The sequence below is a fragment of the uncultured Novosphingobium sp. genome, from assembly GCF_964277725.1.
Lineage (GTDB): Bacteria > Pseudomonadota > Alphaproteobacteria > Sphingomonadales > Sphingomonadaceae > Novosphingobium > Novosphingobium fluoreni.
In genome coordinates this window covers 1-2,621 of record NZ_CAXYKL010000172.1, presented here as the reverse complement: position 1 = coordinate 2,621, position 2,621 = coordinate 1, and the positions used below count along the sequence as shown (strand labels likewise).

Sequence of the window (2,621 nt, the reverse complement as noted above, 5' to 3'; positions counted from 1 at the left end):
CGCCGTTGATCGAAGCCCTGGGCGCCGGGGCGATCGATACCGGGCTTGGGGGGGATGCGCCCTTCATCTACAGCCTGCAGGCGGATGCCGGGGTGAAGGCGATTTCGGCTTTCCGCGCCAAAGGCGCTTCCACCACCGTCATGGTACCGCGAGGGTCATCCATCGCACGGTTCGATGACCTGGTGGGGCGACGGGTTGCTACACCGCGTGGCTCCATCGGGCATTATGTGCTGCTTGCCGGGCTAAAGCGTCTGAAACGTCCGTTCAATGCCATCGATATCAAATTCCTCAATCCCAGCGATGGCCGGGCCGCGCTGACCAGTGGCGCGGTTGACGCCTGGGCGATCTGGGATCCTTACGCAGCCATCGGCGAACTCAGCGACGGCATGCGCATCCTGCCGATCGACAATTCGCTGACGCCGGGTTTGGCCTTCCTGTACGGCACTGATGCTTCCCTCGGTGACAAGCGCCCCCTGCTAGTGGATTTCGCCAGCCGCCTCGCTGCTGCTCGCCGATGGAGCGAAGCCAATCGCGATGCATACGCGCAAATGCTGACCAGCCAGACCGGTGTGCCGACTGCCGCTACGAAGCGCTACGTCGGCCGCAGCGTCCTGGTGCCCGCTCCCATCGATGCCGGCGTCATTGCCGAGGAGCAGAAGATCGCCGACGTGTTCCACGAAGCGGGCCTGCTGACCCGGCCCATATCAGTGGCACCGCATTTCCAAACACTTTGATTCTGTCGATCCCGGAGGACTTTCCCATGACCCAGCGACAGCTGAAACTCGGCCTCGTTCCAACCGGGGTCGGTGGTCCCGGCCAGACCAATCGCTGGCGTAACCCCGAAATCCCGATCGATGCAAGTGTCAGTATCGACTGGTACATCGACTTGGTCCGCCAGGCGGAAGCCGCCAAGTTCGATCTTGTCTTCATCGTCGATAGCCAGTTCATCACGCCGGACTCGCCCCCGCACTATCTCAATCGACTTGAGCCGCTGACGCTCTTGTCCGCGCTGGCGGTAACCACCAGCCATATCGGCTTAGTCGGTACGCTAACGACCTCTTACAACGCACCGTTCAATCTTGCCCGGCGACTTGCGTCTCTGGATTTGATCAGCAAAGGGCGAGCAGGCTGGAACGTGGTGACCAGTGGTGATGCCGGCACAGCGGGCAATTACAGTCGCGATGAGCATTTCGATTACGACACCCGGTATGGCCGCGCCTTTGAATATCTCGATGTCGTCCGCGGCCTGTGGCGCTCGTATGAAGATGACGCGATCGTGGGGGATCGGGCAAGCGGCGTGTTCCTCGACAAGAGCAAGCTTCATGCGCTCGATCACAAGGGCGAGCATTTCCAGGTAGTCGGGCCGCTCAACATCCAGCGCTCGCCACAAGGGGAGCCGGTGATCTTCCAGGCGGGCGATTCCGATCAAGGGCGCGATCTGGGCGCGAGCGTTGCCGATGCGATCTTCACCCACGCCAAGACGCTGGCGCAGGGCCAGGCATTCTACGCCGACCTCAAGGCGCGTGCCGCTGCGCGGGGCCGCAATCCAGACGAGTTGATCATCTTGCCCGGCTTTACGATCACCGTGGGAGATACCGACGATGACGCCCGAGAAATCGAGCGTGAGCAACGCCGGCTTGACCAAAGCTTCGATCAGGCGCTGGCTGAGTTCGGCCGCGCTTTCGGCTGGCACGATTTTCGGCAGTACAATCTCGACGCGCCATTCCCGGCCGAGGCCTTGGCTTATGCGGCCTCCAGCTTCTTCACCCAAGCGCAGCGGATCACGCAACTTGCCCAGGAGCGCGGCCTGACACTCCGCGAGACGATCGAACATGCACGCGACCAGTTCACCAGCCCCTTCGTTGGATCAGCGAAGACTATCGCCCGCGAGATTACGCGTTGGTTCGAGTGTCGCGCGCTGGATGGCATCAACGTCTATGTCGGGCATCCCGATCAGTTCCGCCGCTTCACAAACGAAGTTGTCCCATTGCTGCAGGCGAGCGGCGTGTTCCGCTCCGATTACGAACATCCCACTCTGCGCCAAAATCTTGGGCTTCCGATCCCGCGAAACGTGCGAGCGAGGGCAGGACGCGAGGAACCCCGCGCACGGGCGATCGCCGGCTGATCGCCGTTTTGCCTTTCGGCATGGAGCGGGGGCTCGCACAATGTTGCAAGGTTGGTCCATCAATGGACGAATTTTATTCCGATCCCGCGGGGCAGGGCTATTCTCTACTCTACAACTTGTGTATCGGGCATTTCGAAAATTGGGGGCCGCCATGAAAGTTCACGTACGCTATCTGCTCGCTTCGTCGTTGACGGCGCTGCTTACTCCCGGTCTCGTGCACGCCCAGGTCGGCGATGCTGAACGGGGCACAGCAGCCGATACCAGCGATATCATCGTCACCGGCACGCGCGTGACCGGGCGACAGCGGCTCGACACTGCTTCGCCTGTCGACGTGCTTTCGGGCGCGGCGCTGCGGTCACAAGGCACCACTGAGTTAGGGCAGGCACTTTCGAACGTCACGCCGTCGCTCGACTTCCCGCGCTCGGCAGCGGTGGACGGAACCGATTCAATCCGGCCTGCCACGCTACGGGGCCTCTCGCCCGATCAGACGCTGGTG

The 2,621-nt window shown here is 62.0% G+C and carries 3 protein-coding genes; all 3 read left to right on the top strand.

Annotated features, from left to right (window positions below; translation table 11 throughout):
* Nucleotides 1-734: ABC transporter substrate-binding protein (locus ACHWRX_RS09825; protein ID WP_394659054.1), on the top strand; the 734-nt coding region annotated here is incomplete at its 5' end.
* Between the two features lie 26 nt (nucleotides 735-760).
* On the top strand, nucleotides 761-2,125 hold the full coding sequence (locus tag ACHWRX_RS09820) for an LLM class flavin-dependent oxidoreductase (protein ID WP_394659053.1): 1,365 nt from the start codon (nucleotides 761-763) through the stop codon (nucleotides 2,123-2,125).
* Between the two features lie 151 nt (nucleotides 2,126-2,276).
* Nucleotides 2,277-2,621, top strand: a 345-nt coding sequence (locus tag ACHWRX_RS09815) for a TonB-dependent receptor plug domain-containing protein (RefSeq protein ID WP_394659052.1), incomplete at its 3' end; no start/stop codon positions are given.